Origin of the sequence: Peribacillus sp. Bi96 (genome assembly GCF_918698115.1) — a bacterium.
GTDB lineage: Bacteria > Bacillota > Bacilli > Bacillales > DSM-1321 > Peribacillus.
The window spans coordinates 26,873-46,004 of record NZ_CAKKLV010000016.1 but is presented as its reverse complement, the minus strand read 5'-3'; the positions used below and the strand labels follow the sequence as shown (position 1 = coordinate 46,004).

General features: G+C 38.5%; 22 protein-coding genes, 1 pseudogene and 1 riboswitch. Of the genes and pseudogenes, 15 read left to right on the top strand and 8 right to left on the bottom strand.

All coding sequences use genetic code 11. The annotated features are described in order from the left end of the window. Window positions 1-127: 127 nt before the first annotated feature. The 3 genes and pseudogenes from LQ203_RS18355 to LQ203_RS18345 all read right to left on the bottom strand — a co-directional run bounded on the left by LQ203_RS18355 (window position 128) and on the right by LQ203_RS18345 (window position 3,219). Complete coding sequence (locus tag LQ203_RS18355) at window positions 128-1,009, bottom strand: 5'-methylthioadenosine/S-adenosylhomocysteine nucleosidase (protein WP_230160013.1); 882 nt, start codon at window positions 1,007-1,009, stop codon at window positions 128-130. 160 nt (window positions 1,010-1,169) lie between these two features. Further along, a riboswitch (purine riboswitch) is annotated at window positions 1,170-1,273 on the bottom strand. Window positions 1,274-2,266: 993 nt separating this feature from the next. Next, window positions 2,267-2,452, bottom strand: a pseudogene (locus LQ203_RS18350) (SAR2788 family putative toxin); the annotation flags it as partial. A 215-nt stretch (window positions 2,453-2,667) separates the two neighbouring features. Continuing rightward, window positions 2,668-3,219: a hypothetical protein gene (locus LQ203_RS18345; protein ID WP_230160011.1), complete on the bottom strand. Its 552-nt coding sequence runs from the start codon at window positions 3,217-3,219 to the stop codon at window positions 2,668-2,670. A gap of 67 nt (window positions 3,220-3,286) precedes the next feature. On the opposite strand from LQ203_RS18345, the gene LQ203_RS18340 reads away from it, so the two are divergent. Further along, on the top strand, window positions 3,287-3,607 hold the full coding sequence (locus LQ203_RS18340; protein ID WP_230160009.1) for a hypothetical protein: 321 nt from the start codon (window positions 3,287-3,289) through the stop codon (window positions 3,605-3,607). 684 nt (window positions 3,608-4,291) lie between these two features. Here LQ203_RS18340 and LQ203_RS18335 read toward each other — a convergent pair. Beyond that, entirely contained in the window at window positions 4,292-5,215 is a 924-nt protein-coding gene (locus LQ203_RS18335) for an NAD(P)-dependent alcohol dehydrogenase (RefSeq protein ID WP_230160007.1), read from the bottom strand. A 323-nt stretch (window positions 5,216-5,538) separates the two neighbouring features. Between LQ203_RS18335 and LQ203_RS18330 the strand changes: the two genes are divergently transcribed. After that, the gene (locus tag LQ203_RS18330) at window positions 5,539-6,108 is read left to right on the top strand and encodes a dihydrofolate reductase family protein (protein ID WP_230160005.1); all 570 of its coding nucleotides are present in this window, start codon (window positions 5,539-5,541) and stop codon (window positions 6,106-6,108) included. A gap of 365 nt (window positions 6,109-6,473) precedes the next feature. Here the strand turns inward: LQ203_RS18330 and LQ203_RS18325 are convergent, their stop codons facing one another. Next, window positions 6,474-7,358 carry a LysR family transcriptional regulator gene (locus LQ203_RS18325; protein ID WP_230160003.1) on the bottom strand — a complete coding sequence of 295 codons (885 nt, stop codon included), beginning with the start codon at window positions 7,356-7,358 and terminating at the stop codon, window positions 6,474-6,476. Between the two features lie 435 nt (window positions 7,359-7,793). Here LQ203_RS18325 and LQ203_RS18320 point away from each other — a divergent pair, with 435 nt between their 5' ends. The 3 genes from LQ203_RS18320 (at window position 7,794) to LQ203_RS18310 (ending at window position 11,473) form a co-directional block, all read left to right on the top strand. Then, window positions 7,794-9,077: a GntP family permease gene (locus LQ203_RS18320; protein ID WP_230160001.1), complete on the top strand. Its 1,284-nt coding sequence runs from the start codon at window positions 7,794-7,796 to the stop codon at window positions 9,075-9,077. 46 nt (window positions 9,078-9,123) lie between these two features. Further along, a complete protein-coding gene (locus tag LQ203_RS18315; protein ID WP_230160000.1) occupies window positions 9,124-9,900 on the top strand; it encodes a 3-hydroxybutyrate dehydrogenase in 777 nt (258 codons plus the stop codon). Between the two features lie 145 nt (window positions 9,901-10,045). Next, the gene (locus tag LQ203_RS18310; RefSeq protein WP_230159998.1) at window positions 10,046-11,473 is read left to right on the top strand and encodes a GntP family permease; all 1,428 of its coding nucleotides are present in this window, start codon (window positions 10,046-10,048) and stop codon (window positions 11,471-11,473) included. On the opposite strand, the gene LQ203_RS18305 is transcribed toward LQ203_RS18310, so the two are convergent. After that, complete coding sequence (locus tag LQ203_RS18305; RefSeq protein WP_230159996.1) at window positions 11,420-11,719, bottom strand: hypothetical protein; 300 nt, start codon at window positions 11,717-11,719, stop codon at window positions 11,420-11,422. The genes LQ203_RS18310 and LQ203_RS18305 overlap by 54 nt on opposite strands. Before the next feature lie 187 nt (window positions 11,720-11,906). Here LQ203_RS18305 and LQ203_RS18300 point away from each other — a divergent pair, with 187 nt between their 5' ends. The 3 genes from LQ203_RS18300 to LQ203_RS18290 all read left to right on the top strand — a co-directional run bounded on the left by LQ203_RS18300 (window position 11,907) and on the right by LQ203_RS18290 (window position 13,000). After that, window positions 11,907-12,419, top strand: coding sequence for a DUF6773 family protein (locus LQ203_RS18300; protein WP_230159994.1), 513 nt, complete (start codon window positions 11,907-11,909; stop codon window positions 12,417-12,419). Window positions 12,420-12,430: 11 nt separating this feature from the next. Then, a complete protein-coding gene (locus LQ203_RS18295; RefSeq protein WP_230159992.1) occupies window positions 12,431-12,628 on the top strand; it encodes a helix-turn-helix transcriptional regulator in 198 nt (65 codons plus the stop codon). 117 nt (window positions 12,629-12,745) lie between these two features. Next, the gene (locus LQ203_RS18290; RefSeq protein WP_230159990.1) at window positions 12,746-13,000 is read left to right on the top strand and encodes a sigma-G-dependent sporulation-specific acid-soluble spore protein CsgA; all 255 of its coding nucleotides are present in this window, start codon (window positions 12,746-12,748) and stop codon (window positions 12,998-13,000) included. 46 nt (window positions 13,001-13,046) lie between these two features. Here LQ203_RS18290 and LQ203_RS18285 read toward each other — a convergent pair whose 3' ends face one another. Further along, window positions 13,047-13,691 (bottom strand): hypothetical protein, encoded by a 645-nt coding sequence (locus LQ203_RS18285; protein WP_230159988.1) that lies wholly within the window; start codon window positions 13,689-13,691, stop codon window positions 13,047-13,049. Between the two features lie 566 nt (window positions 13,692-14,257). Then, the gene (locus LQ203_RS18280; RefSeq protein WP_230159985.1) at window positions 14,258-15,121 is read right to left on the bottom strand and encodes a LysR family transcriptional regulator; all 864 of its coding nucleotides are present in this window, start codon (window positions 15,119-15,121) and stop codon (window positions 14,258-14,260) included. 147 nt (window positions 15,122-15,268) lie between these two features. Here LQ203_RS18280 and LQ203_RS18275 point away from each other — a divergent pair, with 147 nt between their 5' ends. The 7 genes from LQ203_RS18275 (at window position 15,269) to LQ203_RS18250 (ending at window position 18,719) form a co-directional block, all read left to right on the top strand. Continuing rightward, entirely contained in the window at window positions 15,269-15,550 is a 282-nt protein-coding gene (locus LQ203_RS18275; protein WP_356714751.1) for a DUF2798 domain-containing protein, read from the top strand. 199 nt (window positions 15,551-15,749) lie between these two features. Beyond that, on the top strand, window positions 15,750-15,968 hold the full coding sequence (locus LQ203_RS18270; RefSeq protein ID WP_230159983.1) for a DUF1659 domain-containing protein: 219 nt from the start codon (window positions 15,750-15,752) through the stop codon (window positions 15,966-15,968). 37 nt (window positions 15,969-16,005) lie between these two features. Continuing rightward, window positions 16,006-16,224, top strand: coding sequence for a DUF2922 domain-containing protein (locus tag LQ203_RS18265; protein ID WP_230159981.1), 219 nt, complete (start codon window positions 16,006-16,008; stop codon window positions 16,222-16,224). Window positions 16,225-16,265: 41 nt separating this feature from the next. Next, window positions 16,266-16,433 (top strand): YvrJ family protein, encoded by a 168-nt coding sequence (locus LQ203_RS18260; protein WP_230159979.1) that lies wholly within the window; start codon window positions 16,266-16,268, stop codon window positions 16,431-16,433. Between the two features lie 6 nt (window positions 16,434-16,439). After that, a complete protein-coding gene (locus tag LQ203_RS27550) occupies window positions 16,440-16,568 on the top strand; it encodes a hypothetical protein (protein ID WP_290370614.1) in 129 nt (42 codons plus the stop codon). 202 nt (window positions 16,569-16,770) lie between these two features. Further along, window positions 16,771-17,217: a general stress protein gene (gene gsiB, locus LQ203_RS18255; protein WP_230159977.1), complete on the top strand. Its 447-nt coding sequence runs from the start codon at window positions 16,771-16,773 to the stop codon at window positions 17,215-17,217. A gap of 155 nt (window positions 17,218-17,372) precedes the next feature. Then, window positions 17,373-18,719, top strand: a complete 1,347-nt coding sequence (locus LQ203_RS18250) for a DUF3238 domain-containing protein (RefSeq protein WP_230159975.1) — start codon at window positions 17,373-17,375, stop codon at window positions 18,717-18,719. Window positions 18,720-19,132 lie beyond the last annotated feature (413 nt).

Here is a 19,132-nt window from a genome sequence, read left to right as displayed (position 1 = left end):
AAAAATAGTCCGTTAAATATGAGCAAAGCCCTCCGCAAATAAAAGAAGAGCACATATTATTGTATCTAATATGTGCTCTTCTTTTATTTCATTATAGGGATAGTTGGCATCTGCTCCGAGCCCGATATTATTTGCTTGGCATCGTAGAGATATATTGTTTGACTACTTTATAAACGTATTCTTGATTGGATGCTGCTGTATTAGGGTTATATTTACCGCCGTTCACTTTATTATTGGATAGCACTCGTATTCCTAAGAAGGGCACATCGTAAGCTTTGGCGATTTGTGCTGCCGAGGCTCCTTCCATTTCTTCTACAGATGTACCATATTTCGTATGGAACCACTTAATCCGATCCACTTCATTATTCCAAACGTCTGCAGAACCGATAGTACCATCGACAACCTTACCTTTTGTGTAGGTATCTTTAACGGCATGAGCAGCTGCGAGTAAATCCTTATCTCCCTCGTAGAAGCGTGGCTTTTCAGCATTAGGATCTTCTCCTGCGCTTCCTGCAGAAGCCATGAGGTCCATCGGTTTCCATACAGTTGGATCAATTCCTTGGTTTTTAGCTTTATCTGCCGTTTTTAATGAACCTAGGTTTACCGTTCTTTTTCCTAAAACAATATCAAAAACGTTTAAACTTGGATCATGTCCGCCGGATGTACCTTGATTGATTATGGCAATAGGGTTATATCTTTCTATAGCCACTGCTGTAGCGGCAGCTGTGTTTTCCATCCCTTTACCTGTTTTTGCAACGATTACAGGATAATTGTTTAAAGTTCCAATGTAAAATACAAAATCTCCTGATTTTTCTTCTTTAACATTTTTCAACTTTTTGGCGAAATTTTCAGCTTCGATTGGCATAGGACCTTGAACGATAATAGGCCTTTGAGCCTTTTTTTCTGTCGTTTCATTTTTGGGAGTAGAACTGCAAGCTGCAATCATCGACACGAAAAGTAAAGTAATGATTCCTAATAACGAGTACTGCTTTAACCTGTTTTTTCTCATATAAACTCTCCTTCAAACAAATTATCTGATCATTGGTCCAAAGAAAAAGGTCCAGAACGGCATACTGTTTTCTGCCTTCTAGACCTACAAAGTCAAAGTATGGATAATTTAGCAAAAAAAGAAGCGAATGCTAAATCATTAGCTGCTCAAAAAAGCCGGCCAGCCGAATACTTTAACTCGTAGTCTAGTTCTTTCACTGGGAACCAGGTAGAAACGCTCAGATCATATTTCCGAGCATATACGAATAATGATATATACGATTATTACTTTGCTAATATAACAAATAACCGATAGATAATCAATGAAAAAGTGAACATTAAAATATAAATGTAATTTAATGTTCGTATTTTAGGAGGTGTAGTTCGTTGAAAACGTTGATTTCTTTCATGTTAAAAGGAGTTATAATTATCCATATTCACCGAAGCCGGCCTGCTTATATTTTGGGTTCTGGATTCGATGTGATAACGAAAAAGTGAGATTGTTACCTTGGGAGGAAAGGGGGGGACAATTCTTTTGTGAAGAAGTTAATCACGGCGCATTATCTATCATAGAAGGAAATGCACATGCGAAATAAGGAAATCTATCTCTAAAAAAGAATTGCTGGTGTTAAAATATCATTTCAAAACATACACTCTTCATATAGTTTTTAGACATTGAGGAGATGGAGAAATATACTTCGAGATGCAATAAGCGAATATGTTGGCTGATAATTATTTCTTCAACAGTTGTACCATATTTCGTATGGAACCACTTAATCCGATCAACATCATTATTCCAAGGATACACAAAAATGAAGATCTACATTAGCAGATCTTCATAGTTAACCTTTAAAAGGTACTTTCCTAATGAAGGTATTCATTTGAAGATCATAATGATTTTCAATATCATTTCCAAGTCTGTTTGTTAGTTGGGTTAGCTTTTGTACTATTTAGCTTAATTCAAAAACATTGTATAATTTATTCACTTCCCAAATTGATGCTAATCTTGCGCTATTTTCAAAAGGGAGCAAAGAAATTATTGTTTCATCTTCATCAAATTCAAGAGAATAATATTTGAATTCTTGTACGACTCACCTTTTTTGTTTGTACCCATTTTAGTAAATAGAGATAAAATTCTAACAATGCAATATCCACTTGGAAATATATATCATTATTTATTTTAATTGTAAGTATCCCCTCAACCCTTAATGCAACGGCAGGAGAATTACTTAAATTAAAGGGAATAGAGTCTTTATCAGTTGTAAACTCATATTCAAATCTACGCTATTGGATAACTCGTCCATATTTTACCATCAAATCCTATCACAATTTTTATTTTCTTTTCACCTTTAGTACCTATCTTTTTACCTAAATTCACTGTAATGACAAATGATAACTTATCATTATCATTTACAGAAATACTTATATTCTTTGATTGCAAACTTTCTTTTATCCATTGATTTAAAAGCGTAATTTCACCCATATTCGGATTAATATACATATTAGAAGTAATTTCTAGTCCTTCTGACTATAAATGAGAAGATATAGATATTTATTTATCGGAGTATTCTGATATTAACATTTAAAAAGAATCTTTATCTACACCGAGCTCTTTTTCTGTTGTTTCTTTATTAATATATAGCATTATATTGTATTTTATTAATTGTCCAAACTATAATATTAATTTGGTCTAAATGAAGTAGTCACTCCTGGTAAAACGATAAAGCGAGATTTATTTAATGCATATGCTGTACCTGTAAGAGTTGCATATCCACCGTTATTTTTATTCATTGTTACACCACCGCTAATAGTTGAACCTAAAGCTCCCATGCCACCTACAGGTGCATCTCTCTTAAAACCAGAATGATATCTTAATTTTACAATACCTTTAAAATTATACGGCCATGCTGTAGCGGGTTTAACAGACCAATATACACTTCTGCCTGTATCACTTGCTACAATACTAGCTCGTCCTCCAGGACCAGTAGCTGATGAATACGACATAGGATTATTCTCATTTACAACAACACTATTAGGATGATTAAAAATAACATCAGATATTTCTGTATCATTTCCAAAACTTCTAACTGTAATTTCATCGTCCATATAGATAATTTCACCTGTTTGAGCTAATTCTTCTAATTCTTGATCTTCTTTTTCACTAGAAAATGTTGGGGTAGCTAATACTAAAGAAAACAGCATGAAAACTATTGGTAAAACGATCTTTTTCACAAAGTATACCTCCTCTTCTATAATTTGTATTTTAGTTATATAATAAATAAAATATGAGGTGGTTAATTTGAAACAAAATCATGATTATTATCAAAATCTATTAAAAAGACTTTGTAAAGCTGATAATATTTCTCCTCGAAAACCTAGGTTTGAAAATATTGAAGATCTAGTAATTATTCATGTTAAAAATCATTTGAAAGAAGGGGTAGATATAGAATGTTTTAAAATTTTAAATCTTATTTATCAAACAGTCGTACCTTTAGGTATAAAATTCAATCAACAGTTATATTTATTTCCAAATGGAGATAGATTAGATAGAGTAGCGATAACCTTTAATAAAAATGATTATATACTTTTAAACAAAAAGCTAGAAAAAGGAGAAATATAAATAATTAATATCTATTGGAGGTGCCCTCCCTCTATCTATGGTGGGCTATTTTTTTTGGTCTTCCTCATTGTTTTAGGTATGTTTGCTTGGCAAATTGCCAGCACCGCCAAAATTTCGAAATACTACCCGAACCCTGCATGTAGAAAAACCTTTTTATTCAACATTCTTCCCCCCTGATAATATATTTATCCTAGAAATAAAGGATATGTTTACCATGTTATCTTAAAACAATTAAAAATAAAAGAGATTAATAGTTAAAAATACCTAGATAGTGTTAATTAATATTTATGATTAAATGCTAAACTCCTACGGAAAAATCCATAGGAGTATGAGGTTGGGTTTTCCAATTATCAGCAATTCTGTCCGTGTTCAAAAAATATGTTTCATACTCTCTCGGTGATCATGAATGGGGAGAAGGGATAATTATGGTCATTAGAATTTGTGTCTCTTCTCAACCAATGCAACCTATTAGAAACTCAAGAGATCCAATTATGAGCTGGAAAGCGAGTACCTGGAGTGGAACGCACCGTTCAAAGTAAAATCCCTCTAATTAGAAAGAACCTTAGGGTCATTCCTAATTCAATATAATGGTTTAGAGGAGTATTCTCCAAAATGAGAAAGAATTCCAGAATCTGTAACATGGGTGACGAAAGTTCCCAAAAAGCGGCGGTGTGCAAAGCGCTGTCAGGGTTTATCATGAACCAAAGTGATGACGACATTTCCCTTTTTATGCCCTTGTTCTACATATCGATGAGCTTCGGGAATCTGCTCCAGCGGGTAGCGTTTATCAATGACCGATTTTATTTTTCCAGTTTCGATTAGCTCTTTGAGGAATAGTAAATCTTCCGAAAGAATCTTTGCTATTCCTTGCCCTTCAACGGACACATATCGCCCGTTCGGGGTTAGTGCTTTCTTGCAAGTGGCTTTCGAGCTTTTACCGACTGCATCAAAGATGATATCATATCGCTCTTGTCTTTCTGTGAAATCCTCTATCGTATAATCAATGACCTTTTGTGCTCCGAGTGATTGCACCAATTCAAAATTAGCGGCACTGCATACTCCGGTAACTTCTGTTCCAAAGTATTTGGCCAGCTGTACGGCTGAAGTCCCTACCGAACCTGATGCACCGTAGATGAGGACTTTTTGTCCTTCCTGGATATTTCCTTTTCTGAAAAAATGCAGGGCTGTCGTTCCCCCAAAAGAAATGGCGGCGGCTTCCTCATAGGTGACATTATCAGGCTTCATCGCGATTGCCCCGTCTTCAGGTAAGCATGTGTATTCGGCATGAGCCCCAAAATTCATGCCAGTCATGGCAAAAATCTGGTCGCCCTTTTTGAATTTTTTCACATTCCTGCCCGTTTCCTCTATCTCCCCGGCCAATTCCACTCCCAGTATCGATTTTCGCGGTTTCCTAAGACCCAGGAAGATTCGCATCGGCAGCCATAACAAGAAAGGACTATTGAAACTCCGGACTCTTATGTCCCCTGAAGCCACTGTTGCCGCATGTACTTTCACCAGAACTTCGTTGTCCTTGGGAGTTGGTTTTGCTACCTCTTTGAGTTCCAGTACATCGGGTGAACCGTATTTGGTGCATACCATTGCTTTCATCGCGAGTCTCCTTAGTTTTTGATTCAATCTTTTAATACTATGTTAGAAGCTGTAAGATAAAACTAACGTAACTGAAGTAACTTCGGATGAAATGGTGAAAAGCAGTGAGATTCATGGGGAATTCCGGGAACAATAGATTTTCACTTCGCCGGTTGTAATGTCCCTGAGGTCATCCAAGAGTACGTTCCATTCGGGTAATGTGCGAAGGCTTTTGGCTTTGCTGGTACACGATTTGTCCAGCATCGGTCAGGGGCAAGTGTCTCGTTGAGCGGTCGAAACCTTATGAGTAAGTGAAATTCTATAAGACAAAAGGAGATGAAAGTATGGCCATTAACGAAAGACCAAGAAGAATAATTTTAGATTTAGCCGTTACTTTAGATGGATTTATTGAAGGACCGAAAGGGGAAGTTGACTGGTGCATTATGGACTCTGAAATGGGGTTCATTGATTTCTTAAATCATATTGATACTATTTTTTATGGGAGAAAAAGCTATGATTTATGGGGACAATATACTCCAGAAAATGAGATGTCTGATACTGAAAAAGAAATTTGGAAATTAGTTCATGGCAAAGAAAAATTTATATTTTCTAAAACAAAAAAAAGGACTGATAATAAAGTAACAATCATAAATGATAATATTGTTGAAGAAGTAAATAAATTAAAGAAAAAGCCTGGTAAAGACATCTGGCTTTATGGAGGGGCAAGTCTTATTACATCTTTTATAAGATTGGGGTTGGTTGATGAATTTAGGTTATCTGTTCACCCTGTTATTTTAGGGGAAGGAAAACCTTTGTTTATTGACATAAAGGAGAGATTGAATCTAAAACTGGTTAATACAAAAAGCTTTTCCTCTGGCGTTGTTCAACTTTGCTATCATCTTAATGAAGAGTAATGGATAAGCATAATAATAGGCTTAATCCAAGGTGAAAATAAATTTCTTCAATACTACTGGGAAAGTTTGCGGCATAAGGATCATTGAAATGATCAAAAACTTTGTGATCTGAAAGGGTCGTTTTTTATTGTCCTAAATGTAATAAAACCCTGTTTATTATGGGTGGAATTTCAAGTAAATTATTTAACCATAATTCTTTTATCTAAAAATTATAAAACGCTGTTCTTCCATTATTAACGTAGGAAGTAGCAGCGTTTTTTTGTTATGGGTTTAAAATGACAACTTAAATGGAGACCCAATGTAATTTAGAACATTTGACTTTAATGTCAGAAAATCGATAGGTAATTCTTTAAGGATAGCTAAATTTACAAGCTAACTCCCTCATTCAGCATCTTCAATAATTCTTTCAAGGCGTAGGAATGGTAGGCGTCTTTTTTAGTGATGATCCCTAGTTTCCAGTGAAGGTTCGAGTTTTTTAACGGGATGATTTTCACATTTTCGTTCGTTTGTTTATGATAAATCGATCTAGGTAAGAGGGTGATGCCGAGCTTGGATGAGACGAGCTCGATGATTAAATCCCATTGTGAGCTTTGGTATGAGATGTCTGGGGTGAATCCCTCTTTTTCACATGCCTGGATAATGTAATCATGTAAAGTGAAGTCTTCTGAAAAAAGGATGAACTTCTCGTCTTTCAATTCAGTCAAGGAGACGGCTGGTTTGTGGGCAAGTTTGTGATCTTCGTGAAGGAATAAAATGAATTCATCTTCAATGAAGGGGTAGATATTAAAGTTTGCTTCACTGGCGGGCAATACGACGATGCCTAGATCTATTTGGCCTTCTTCGACAAGCTTGCCGATCAGCTTGGCGCCCAATTCAACCAACTCGAGGGAAACTTTCGGATAACGTTTCTGAAAATTGCGGGCAATTTTCGGGAAAAACAGGGTACCGATTAGCGGAGGGATGCCAATTTTCACAACACCTGCGTTTATGTCCCTGAGATCATCCAAGAGTACGTTCAATTCGGATAAAGCCGCGAAAGCTTTTTGGCTTTGCTGGTAGACGACTTGTCCGGCATCCGTCAGGCGCAAGTGTCTCGTCGAGCGGTCGAATAGCTCCACACGCAGTTCTTCTTCGAGTTTTTTGACGGCTTTACTTAAGGAAGGCTGTGTTAAATAAGATTTTGCCGCAGCATTTGTAAAGCTTTTATGTAACGCTACTTCCATAAATGATTTTAAATCTCGTAATTCCATATCTGTCTCCTATTTATTCGATATAAGCATAAAATATATTCTTTTTATTCATTTTACTTATAAATTAGGTGGATGTAAACTATATGAGGATAAAGAAGCAAGTATATATAACCCTATATTAATAAAGTATTCTTTTTTGTAGAAATATAAGGGAAAAGGCTTCCTTTATGAGCTATTTATGTTATTTTCCTTAATGAATATATTTCCAACAAATCAAACTGCTTATTCAACTTTCTCGGAATGCGAACAAGGTATGTTTATTAAGTTATTTTGAGATAGCAAAAAAAGAGGGTATTCTTGCTTTCATTTCTTTATAGGGTTGATGCTGTAAGACACGGATTTTGAAGTTTACAGCTAAAGGGATATACACAATCAAGGGGGAAGCAGGATGGAAAGCAAAACGATTTACATCATCTTGGAAAGAGGTGATTTCGAGTGTTAAGTATAATTGTAGGCTTAGTGCTGTTGATGGCTTTAGCATATTTGGGATGGTCCATTATTTGGGTGGCCCCGCTGGTGGCTGGAGTTGTAGCATTGATGAGCGGAATGGATGTATTTGATACGTATACCGGGACGTATATGACCGGATTGGTCGGATTCGTTCAGAAGTGGTTCCCGATCTTCTTATTGGGAGCGATTTTCGGAAAGTTAATGGAAGAAACGGGTGCAGCGAAATCCGTTGCCAAGAAGGTAACGCAGATCATTGGTAAAAAGCGTGCGATTCTTGGGGTACTGATTGCTTCCGCTTTATTGACATATGGCGGCGTTAGTTTATTTGTCGTCGTGTTTGCGGTTTATCCGATCGCTTTGGCGTTATTTAAAGAAGCAAACGTTACGAGAAGGCTGCTTGTTCCCACTTTTGCGCTTGGGGCATTCACTTTCACGATGACCGCTATTCCGGGTACACCGCAAATCCAAAACCTGATACCGATGGAGTATTTCCATACGACGCCTACTTCAGGCATGATCATCGGGATCGTCACTTCATTGATAATGGCAGTTGGCGGGTATTTCTGGTTATCCTATAGAGAAAAGTCTCTTTCTGCTAAAGGAGAAGGATTCATTGAATCGGATGATTCGGTTACCGGTTCTGAGCAAGATGAAAAAGTACCGAATTGGTTATTGTCTTTAGTTCCGCTTCTTATTGTTGTCCTATTGCTTAATGTTGTTAAATTAGAACCTATTTATGCTTTATTATTAGGGGTTCTGAGCATTATGGTCATCAATATCAAGGATTACAAAAAGTTCATTTTCTCTGTTAATGAGGGAGCGAAAGGGTCAGTGATGGCCATCCTGAATACGAGTGCGGCTGTTGGATTTGGAGCTGTCATTGCCGTTATACCTGCATTTGATAACATTACTTCTTGGCTGCTTAATATTTCGAGCAATCCCCTCGTTGCTGAATCTCTTGCCGTACAAATCATGGCGATCATCACTGGTTCCGCTTCAGGCGGTATGGGTATTGCACTTAATGCCCTTGGCGATACTTTTTACAGTTTGTCACAAGCGACGGGAATCAGCCCGGATGTATTCCACAGAATGGCGGCAGTCGCTTCAGGTGCATCCATTTTCCCTAATAATGGTGCTCTATTAACACTTTTGGCGGTTACAGGATTGACTCATAAAGAAACATATAAAGATGTTTTCATGGTAGCGTTCATCATCCCGACCATTGCCATGATCGTCGGCATTATAATGGGTGCCATCGGTATCGTTTAATAAATATCGATGCCTAAAAATTAGTTTATTCTAGGAGGAATTCATAATGGTTGAAAATAAAGTCGTTATAATTACAGGTTCTGCTCGTGGTATTGGATTTGAAATTGGTAAGCATTTCGCTGAAAGTGGAGCCAAAGTCGTTCTTTCAGACATTAATGAAGAATCGGTGAAAGAAGCTGCGGAATCATTGAAAGAACTTGGTTTCGATTCAATTGGAATCAAAGCCGATGTAACTAAAGAAGAAGATATCGTAAAAATGGTGAAGGAAGCTAAAGAAACGTATGGTACGATCGACATCGTAATTAACAATGCCGGTTTGCAGCATGTATCACCAATCGAAGATTTCCCAACGGATAAATACGAATTGATGATAAAAATCATGTTGACAGCGCCATTCATTCTAACTAAAACCGTGTTCCCAATCATGAAGGAACAAGGTTTTGGCCGCATCATTAACGTCTCTTCCATAAATGGTGTTATCGGATTCGCAGGTAAAGCGGCTTACAACAGCGCGAAACACGGAGTCATCGGTTTAACGAAAGTTGCTGCTTTAGAAGGTGCAGAGCACGGTATTACAGTCAATGCCTTGTGCCCTGGATATGTGGATACTCCACTTGTTCGCGGACAAATGGCAGACTTGGCGAAAACACGTAATGTACCAGTTGAGGATGTATTAGCAGAAGTCCTTCTTCCATTAGTGCCTCAAAAACGTTTGTTGGATGTAAGTGAAATTGCTGATTATGCATTGTTCTTGGCAAGCGATAAAGCGAAAAGTGTAACAGGTCAAGCCGTTGTCATCGACGGTGGGTACACAGCTCAATAATTTGTAAAAGAAATAAATGATAAGAACAATAAGGGTGAACCATTCTGACAAATTTTCATTTGACAGAGGGGTTCACTTTTAGTGCATTTTTGGCTAGGATGGCGAAATTTTTCAAACTTGGATTAAATGTTTTAGGGGGATCTTCATGGACTTACTGATTATATTGCTATCTCTGGGGTTATTGATGTTTGCCGCATACCGCGGTTATTCTGTTATTTTGTTTGCACCTATCTTTGCACTTTTACCGGTTTTCTTCATTGACCCTGGTAATATTTTACCGTTCTATTCCGGTGTTTTCATGGAAAAGATGGTCATTTTCATAAAAAATTATTTTCCCGTCTTTTTATTAGGCGCCATTTTCGGGAAAATCATCGAAATGTCTGGAATCGCCGAATCGATTGCGAAGACAATCGTTCGCTTGATCGGTGCCAAACAAGCCATGCTGACGATTGTCCTTTTAGGTGCCATTTTAACCTATAGCGGCGTGAGTTTATTCGTAGCGGTTTTCGCCATTTATCCTTTTGCGGTTCAATTGTTCAAGCAAGCCGACATTCCTAAAAGACTTATGCCGGCTACCATCGCGCTTGGAGCATTCACGTTCACCATGGATGCTTTGCCGGGAACTCCGCAAATTCAAAATGTCATTCCTACAACGTTCTTCGGTACGGACATTTATGCCGCACCGATCCTTGGCATCATAGGTGCCATTTTTGTCTTATCGGTTGGTTTGGTCTATTTAGAAAGCCGTAAGAGGCGGGCCAAAAAAGCGGGAGAAGGATATTATGGGCTCCCAGGGGAAAATATCTCTGCACCAGAACAGGAAAAAGAGGAGCCAACACCTGATTTACATTCAAACCAAACGGTATTACGGCAGATTTTAGCTTTTGTTCCGCTTGGGCTAGTTGCCTTCATGAATAATTATTTGACCAAAGCGATACCGAAATGGTACCCGAATGGATTTGATTTTTCTGCGATCGGGTTGGAAGCCTATTCTGTTGATGTAGCGGCCACTGCTGCAATCTGGGCGGTTGAAATTGCCTTGGTCGTCGGTATCATCACGGCTCTTGCCTATGATTGGAAACGCGTTACGAAAAACATGAAAGAAGGACTGAACAACAGTATTGGCGGTTCACTGCTTGCCGTCATGAACACAGGATCCGAATACGGCTTCGGGGGTGTCATCTCTGCCCTTCCTGGATTTGCAAAAATCAGTGATGGAATATCTGGTGTATTTTCGAATCCGCTTGTCAATGGTGCTGTCTCGACCAGTGCACTCGCAGGGATAACGGGATCGGCATCCGGGGGAATGGGAATAGCCTTAAGCGCTATGGCCGATAAATACAATCAGGCAATCGCTGCGGCAAATATCTCACCTGAAGTGATGCACCGAGTAGTCGCCATGGCGTCAGGTGGGATGGATACACTTCCACATAACGGAGCTGTCATTACCTTGCTTGCCGTCACGGGATTAACGCATAGACAATCGTATGGCAGCATCTTCATGATCACGGTCATTAAATCATTGGCTGTCTTTGTCATCATTGCCCTCTATACTTGGTTTGGTATTGTCTAAATAATGATAACTCACGAGTAAAAGTGCGAAACAGACGAGTAAGAGTGCGAAACTCACGAGTAAGAGTGCAAAACTCACGAGTAAGAGTGCGAAACAGACGAGTAAGAGTGCGAAACTCACGAGTAAGAGCCTGAAACTCACGAGTAAGAGCCCGAAACTCACGAGTAAGAGTGCGAAACAGACGAGTAAGAGTGCGAAACTCACGAGTAAGAGTGCAAAACTCACGAGTAAGAGTGCGAAACTCACGAGTAAATCCCCAAAACTTACGAGTAAAACCCTAAATAAGGCTAGCTAGGTATCCATGCTTGATGTGTGGATACCTTTTTTTATGCGTATTGCAATATATAATTTATTTAATGCAATATATATATTGCAAAAAGTTAAATAAATCATATAATAAGAGGGATTGATGGAATTGAATGGAGGGCGATCAATGATGAATATATTTAAACGAAAGAAAATGATCACGGATGAGCGGGTTGAGAATGTAAGAAATAAAATTTATAAAGAAATGTATCACGTCATCTTGGCCATTTGCTTGGTGAGTGCACTTTTCAAACTATATAAATATGGTGCAGGCAGCGGGGAGTTGTATTTGGAACTCGTAATCATTGTTGCAGGAGGGCTGTATTACTTAGCTCGTTCCATTTTCTTAGGTGTATTCTGGGATGAAGTGGAAATGCATGACCGCACCAGCAAAACACCGATGAGCAGGAAGACGATTTTTGGTACGGTTGCGTTAGCACTCATCATCGCTATTTTCATGGGGGTGAATAGTGCTGTATCCTATGCGGACAGCAGTTCCCAGGGCATATGGTATTTTGTATTGGTATCGTTTGTTTCCGTTATGATCTATTTGCCGATTTTACTTCTGTTTTTTGGTGGTATATACTTGCTAGCGAAGAAAATCGGTATGAAAAATAGCGAAGATAATAAGAAATTGTAGGTGCGAATCCCTTGAAAAATATAAAACTGAAGCTGGCGAGAGTAGAAAAGGACTTGTCACAAGATGAACTGTCCAAGATTGTCGGAGTTTCCAGGCAAACGATAGGATTGATTGAATCCGGAAAGTATAACCCCTCATTAAGTTTGTGTGTCGGTATATGTAAAGCATTATCCCGTACATTGGATGATTTGTTTTGGGAGGAAGACTGAAAAGAGGTATCCATTGACTTGGATATCTTTTTTTTTAGGAATTTTACATCAAAAAATGGGGGAAGGTATAGGTGGAGTATGTAAGCAAAAATCTAACAGTCGAAAGGGATGGTTTTGATGGATCGTACGATTGGTTACTTACGTGAGATATTATCTAACTATACGGACCAATATCCTGAAGCGCAGGAAATTTATAATAAAATCAAAAGCGGACACTTTCATTCTGAAGAAGAACTCGTCAATAAGCTTTCCGGTAAAGAAGCCAATCTTCTTAACCATATTCTTCCTCAGGAAATTAAGCATGCAAAGGAAGCTAGTGATACGGAACGTGTCACGCAATTATCTGAGGTATATGAACTGATTCTTATATAACAAAACCTTGTCCATGATGACCATGGACAAGGTTTTGTTGGTTTTTTTATTCCATTTCACTAAGTGAATCCATATGACTGGCTATCATGGCGATGATGGTGCTTGCTTCTTCTCTGCTGAAAATGAAATTCGTTTCATCCTTTATTAGGTCATCATCCGCTGTCCGAATCCGATTGATCCGTTTCAGCACACCATCACCTGTTTCCTGCACGATACCGAATTGATAGGTGACCTCGACTTCATTATCCTGGATATAGGCGGTCACTTCAGGCGTTTCCCAATCTACATCGATTTCGTATATATCGGACTCTTCGCCGTCTGGATCATACAAGTCATCATCATTATCATCATCCATATCAAATTCATAATCGGTATCATCCTCTTCCAGATAGTTATGGAAGCTCTCATGGACAGCATCGACGATATCTTCAATGTCCGAAAGGATCACCTTGCTAACCTGCCCGAGATCCGGCTCGAACGACTCCATATAAAATTCTTCATTATACGGATCAAAAAAAAGCGTGGAAAAATAATCCCTCTCATTGTCAGCCAGCTCTGTATAAAATTCGATGCGTGGATGTTTAGACCCGCGCTCCACGATCATGCTGCCATTACGGTCGTATTTCTCACAAATTGATTGAAGATGATCCTGCAATTCCCCGCTTACTCTGTCAAACCATTCTAATGACATCAACATCCACTTCCTTTCGTGATTATTGTTTCCCAGAAAAGGCGGACATGACGTGCCATTTAAAGCCAAATGAATTTACCTTCAACAAAATATGTCAGTAATAAAAAAATAATGTAAAGGGAAAATACAATCAAAAGCAAAAACGTTATTATAATTAGAAAAAATTCCAGGATTTAATTTATGAAACAAGTAACCGGGAAGGGATAAGGCTCAGGAATTGCCGCAGCAACGAATTGGCATTCATTTTTGTGAAATGGCTGAGAAGCTAACCGGGGCGGGGGTTAAATGATTTAACTGTTTCAGAGGATTTAATTTATTAAAGCAATCCAGCTTGCAAAAAGCTCAATGGGTAAACGTTCAGAGAGGTATGCCGAAAATGTAAGGGTGGAAAAATATTTTAATAAACACTTTAAACTCCCTTCATTATTTTAGAAAGGAGTTTTTATAGAAGACTGTCTATCGAAGCGAATTAAGGCTCCTTATTTATTGGATTTTTAATCCAGCCGTTATTGTACATACTGTTTGGAATACGAATAACGCCTATAAAGAATTTTTTATTAAGCTTCCTATACCTCTTTATACCTTTCAATTATAAAGTCAATAAAATACCTACTTGCTATTGGCAATACCCTTTTATCCTTGTATGCCAAAGTGATCGTACGAATAATGGAAGGAGAGATAGCTTTCGTTACAATATTATAGGGACATTTATTTAAAAGAAGTTTCGGTAAAATCGAAATGCCAAGCTCTTGTTCAATCATGGACATAATCGCATAGGGATCATATACTCGATATTGTGTATCAGGTTCAAAATTGTACTGTTTAAAAAATATTAATGGTTCATTAATAACTCCCTCATCCAACAGAATATAAGGATCTTTTAGCAATTCCTTCAATGAGACTTTTGTGGATGATGCTAAAGGATGATCTTCTGGTAATACAGCCAGCATTTCATCTTCTTGCAAGGGTATCGTAGTAAGATCAGAAATATTTGAATTCACAAAGCCAAAATCTACGCTTCCATCTTTAATCCAGTTTGAGATTTCCGTATAGTTTCCTTGAAGTAATTCGAAATGAACAGTTGGGTAAAGTTCCTTAAAGTCTTTAATCAATCCCGGTATCCAATGACATGTAACACTGGAAAAGGTACCAATTCGAATAAGGCCACTTTGCAGTCCTTCCATCTCTTTATGCTTTTCAGTCAGTTCCCTATGTGAATTACAAATCTTCCTGATATATGGCAAAAATTCCTCGCCATCTGGTGTCAGTGTAATACCCTTTCGAGAACGTAAAATAAGAGGGGTAGAAAGTTCTTCCTCTAATGAATGCACCATTTGACTAATGGCGGACTGTGTATAGCCAAGTTCTTCAGCAGCTTTTGTGAAACTGCCTGTTTCTATGGTTTTGATAAAAGCATAATACGAATTCACCCTCACTAACCCCTTTACATTAGCAATTCTAATAGATCTATTATAAAAATTCGTTTTACTAATGTAAATAGAAGAAATAAAATATAGTTGGAACAGAACTGCAGAAAAGGTAAAACAAGAAACCTCAGGAGTTGAAGTAAAAAAATAATGAATATTAACGTTAAATACAGAAATATTATTTATGCATTTTTAATGGCTTTTAGTATGTCCTTTTTTATTTCATTTATATTAGTCTCAATAAATAGGGGGTATGATCATATATTCATATCTACTTGGTTAAAAACTTGGTCACAGGCTTTTATCTGTGCTTTCTTTGGAGCTTACTTTTTTCCGAGAGTAATACAACAAATAATGAGAAAAATTAATTTTGTAGAAAAACCGCTAATAATTGAGAAAGATTTTTTAGTGAGAGAAGAAGACAATAGATAATGGCCAGTAGAGAATTAAAATGTGGATATTGTTTTAAAGGATTTCCTTAATAACAGTAAAAAATATGGATTTTAAGAATACGGATCACGAGCTGCCCAAATGATGGGCGGCTTTTTATTCGTTTCCCTGAAGAAATTTCAAGAACATGCTACTTTCATCCCGTGAAAGTTTATATAGAGTGTGAAAGGGGGTGAGCGACATGGCAAACCAAATTCCAGTATCAAGTACGTTACGGATTGATTTTGAAACGGGGTTAAATGAAAAAGGGGTCATCGTTTTCAAGCGTAGAGCTTTCTCGAACATCAGGATCGAGGCGACGGCGGATCAGTTGTTTTCGACAGCTGTTGCCATTGCAAGCGTACAAAATTATCCAATGGGCGAAGTGACCCGGGTGGATACGTACTCGTTGATTGGCTAAACGGCTATTGAAACAGATCGTAAGGGAGGTGAGTGGAATGGCTAAAGTATTGGAAATGATTTTCGATACGGAAGAAGGGAAGTCTGCGACGATATCTATTGATAATCCGAAGGAGCCGGTTAATGTAAATACAGTAAAACTGGCAATGGAACGAATAATTGCGGGGAATATCTTCGTTTCATCTTCTGGAGGATACGTCGGTTTGAAAGCGGCACGCCTCGTCGAGCGGAATGTCGAGGATGTGGAACTTAGCTAACCTACTGGGTGTCATCTTTTTTAGGACACCATGGAGGAGAGGTGAATAAAAAAGTGGATCAAATCTTGCCATTTGTCAGTGATATCGGGTTTCCCATCATCGTAACCCTTTATTTGCTTCATCGGATTGAAACGAAACTGGATACATTGAACGAAACCCTCGTTGAGCTGCCTGATCACTTGCGAGAAGGAATTCCAAAGTCAGGGTAAAGGATAATGGGGAGCATCATGAGTGAAATCATTCATGATGCTTCCTATTTGGATGGGAAAAACAGTGAAAGTTTAATAGATACTAGTTTTTTATCAAAACTATCGGGTATACATACAACTGTAGCTAGTTCATGAAAAATCCAAATACTAAGGAGGAATTTTAATGACTAACGACAATGAAAAAATGAGCCGGGAAGAAGCAGGACTCAGGAGACGGGAAAAGATAGTGAGAGCGACCTGACGTATTTAGTAGATTCTAGTTTTATATCCGTCCAAACGGGTACATGACACATGTAGCTAGCTCATGAAAAATCCAAATACTAAGGAGGAATTTTTAATGACTAACAACAATGGTAAAATGAATCGTGAAGAAGCAGGCCGTAAAGGTGGAGAAACAACAGCCAAAAACCATGATAAGGAATTCTATCAGGAAATTGGCCAAAAAGGCGGAGAAGCAACATCCAATAATCATGATAAGGAATTCTATCAAGAGATTGGCCAAAAAGGCGGAGAAGCAACATCCGACAATCACGATAAGGAATTCTATCAAGAGATCGGCCAAAAGGGCGGAGAGGCAACATCCGACAATCATGATAAGGAATTCTATCAGGAGATAGGCCAAAAGGGCGGGGAGGCAACATCCGACAATCATGATAAAGACTCCTATCAGGAAATCGGGCAAAAAGGCGGAGAGGCACGGGCCAATCAACGAGATGGTTCCGATGATGGAAAAATGAGCCGTGAAGAAGCAGGACGCAAAGGCGGGGAAAAAAGCCGCCGTTAAAATATAATCCAGGAAACTCATAAATGACCGAGGGAAGTAAACATTCCCTCGGTTTTTTTATGCCATCCCAATGGAAATAACCTTCACAGCACATTACAAAGTGTGCTTGGAAATTAAAGTGGGTAAAGAAATAACACCTAGAAAAGAAAGAGGTGATGAAGAAGTTGATCGTCCATTATTCATTTCCCCGTTTAAAAGTAGGCGGAGTTACATTCACTGCACGGCATTCATTGCTTGCTATTGGTCTTGCGGGCATCGCTTATCTCATTTCGAATAAGAGGAAGCATCAAGCGGTATTCAAAACGGCTTCATTGATGTGTAAGATCGAACGGAAAGAAGATTCCATTAAGCTTATTTGGCCTGATGAAGGTGGTTTCTATCGGGTATTTAGGGGGAAAGAGCTGATTTACAGCGGCCCGGAGCCAAGGATGGCAGATTGGGGACTGACTCCAGGAACCATCTATACGTACTCGATAGATAGCTTGAATGAAAAGGAACAGTCAGTGAACAGGATGAAAATACAAACATCAACGACCGCCGAGAATAAAAAAGAGGATAATATCCTTTTGGATTTGATATTCACCACGATTGTCGCAAAAGGCCAAGCCAGCCTGGAATGGGAGCCCATCAAGGGAATAAAAGAGTATCGGGTTTACCGAAACGGCGTGGATATTGGGAAAGTGGGTGGATGTTCCTTCAGTGATCGGAGTATTAGTGAGGATCAGGAATACACATATACCATTAAAGCAAAGCGGCCCCTTCCGCGTTCAGAGCAGGAGTCCTATGCCGTGAAATCCCTTGTAGCGAGTATTGTCGGAGCCGTAAAAAAAGGATCATCCCAAGCACAGGCAGCGATCGAGGAAATAACGAATACGAAAAAGATAGGACCTGTAAAACAGCTTTTGCAGTCAGTTGAAAACGATGTGGAAGGTAAAAAGAAAAGAAATTGGCACCTGCGCTATTCCACCTTTCTACCGGAAGAGTGGCTGAAAAACCCAAATCTTGCCTCAAAGGTTCCCTATTTCAAGGGCGATAACCGCGGGTTTGATCCTGAATCATCCCGTTACAGGACGAGGGTCGATGTGACGATTCATGAAAAGGAGAAGGAAGCTGAGATTGAATTCACTAAAGCGGTCGGTAAGAGTGAAGCCTACAACCATGATGGCGATTTCCTTGAAGAAGGTGTGGCATCGGATGATGATATTTTAGTGAAAAATGTGTTATCCACCAATGAGAAAACGACGATTCAGCTGACACACTCCGTAGGCAATCCGATCATTCTTTCTCCAGCCGTGGATTATAAAGTAATCGGGACCTTTTATCGAAATGGGGAAATCAATATAGCCGGCTATCATGATCAAGCCCCCCATCACGAAGTCTATCTAAAAGAGGCAGAGGATCCAGATTGGGAACCCCTGCACCTAGCGGAAAACAAAGGGCTTGAAATGATGGCGCATCCAACGGCCAACCATTTATGGAGATACTCCACATTTACACAATGAAAGGACGAAAAGCAATGATTGCCGATCGTCCTTTTTTGTTTATTAGCGCCTCTGTTATAGGAAAGTATTGATTTTCATTATAGACCCGTTAAAATACCTGTTCCAAATCTGTGAGAAGATGTGAAACAAGATTAAGTCATTATAAATGCGGCAATCCTTTAGAATGGGTATGACTATCCGCACACTTTTTTGCTTGAAACCTGCTAGACCAATGAGTAGCAGCTATTAAGTTATTTGCTATTATCAATGAAATTTCAGTATTGATCGCTTTTGTTATATCATACAATTTTTCCTACTGGTTTTTGGATAATTAGTTATTTAGGAAAATTTAATTTAACTAATTATTGACCATCATTTCAAACGATAATTAAAATACAATGAGTAAAATATACCAATTTATTTAAATTGCGGTA

Bases quoted from the DNA above. Each gene is read 5' to 3' on its own strand.
- LQ203_RS18355 (WP_230160013.1), bottom strand. From the start codon at position 1,009: ATGAGAAAAAACAGGTTAAAGCAGTACTCGTTATTAGGAATCATTACT.
- LQ203_RS18335 (WP_230160007.1), bottom strand. From the start codon at position 5,215: ATGAAAGCAATGGTATGCACCAAATACGGTTCACCCGATGTACTGGAA.
- LQ203_RS18330 (WP_230160005.1), top strand. From the start codon at position 5,539: ATGGCCATTAACGAAAGACCAAGAAGAATAATTTTAGATTTAGCCGTT.
- LQ203_RS18325 (WP_230160003.1), bottom strand. From the start codon at position 7,358: ATGGAATTACGAGATTTAAAATCATTTATGGAAGTAGCGTTACATAAA.
- LQ203_RS18315 (WP_230160000.1), top strand. From the start codon at position 9,124: ATGGTTGAAAATAAAGTCGTTATAATTACAGGTTCTGCTCGTGGTATT.
- LQ203_RS18310 (WP_230159998.1), top strand. From the start codon at position 10,046: ATGGACTTACTGATTATATTGCTATCTCTGGGGTTATTGATGTTTGCC.
- LQ203_RS18300 (WP_230159994.1), top strand. From the start codon at position 11,907: ATGATGAATATATTTAAACGAAAGAAAATGATCACGGATGAGCGGGTT.
- LQ203_RS18290 (WP_230159990.1), top strand. From the start codon at position 12,746: ATGGATCGTACGATTGGTTACTTACGTGAGATATTATCTAACTATACG.
- LQ203_RS18285 (WP_230159988.1), bottom strand. From the start codon at position 13,691: ATGTCATTAGAATGGTTTGACAGAGTAAGCGGGGAATTGCAGGATCAT.
- LQ203_RS18275 (WP_356714751.1), top strand. From the start codon at position 15,269: ATGAATATTAACGTTAAATACAGAAATATTATTTATGCATTTTTAATG.
- LQ203_RS18270 (WP_230159983.1), top strand. From the start codon at position 15,750: ATGGCAAACCAAATTCCAGTATCAAGTACGTTACGGATTGATTTTGAA.
- LQ203_RS18265 (WP_230159981.1), top strand. From the start codon at position 16,006: ATGGCTAAAGTATTGGAAATGATTTTCGATACGGAAGAAGGGAAGTCT.
- LQ203_RS27550 (WP_290370614.1), top strand. From the start codon at position 16,440: ATGGGGAGCATCATGAGTGAAATCATTCATGATGCTTCCTATTTGGAT.
- gsiB (WP_230159977.1), top strand. From the start codon at position 16,771: ATGACTAACAACAATGGTAAAATGAATCGTGAAGAAGCAGGCCGTAAA.
- LQ203_RS18250 (WP_230159975.1), top strand. From the start codon at position 17,373: ATGAAGAAGTTGATCGTCCATTATTCATTTCCCCGTTTAAAAGTAGGC.